General features: G+C 78.9%; 1 protein-coding gene. It reads right to left on the reverse strand.

Going from position 1 to position 232, the window contains the following annotated elements; translation table 11 throughout:
* On the reverse strand, positions 1-214 hold a 214-nt coding region (locus KVS67_RS13490), incomplete at its 3' end, for a hypothetical protein (protein ID WP_254629390.1).
* Between the last annotated feature and the right edge of the window lie 18 nt (positions 215-232).

Genomic DNA, 232 nt, shown 5'->3' on the forward strand with positions numbered 1-232 from the left:
CGGACAGCACACCGAACAGCAGGAACACCGGGTTGCCCATCACCAGGACCAGGGCGACCCCGAGCACCAGCGGGCCCAGGGCCGCCCCCAGCGGGATCACGACGGACTGCCGGGCCGGTGGGGATCCGAGGTCGACGGCGGGCGGCTCCGGCGTGTCCGGCCGCGGCAGGGCGGCCCCGGGCCCGCGGACCAGGCCCAGGGTGGTCCGGCCCACAGGGCGCGGGCTGCGGCC

The sequence above is a fragment of the Micrococcus sp. GbtcB5 genome, assembly GCF_019091605.1.
Classification (GTDB): domain Bacteria; phylum Actinomycetota; class Actinomycetes; order Actinomycetales; family Micrococcaceae; genus Micrococcus; species Micrococcus luteus.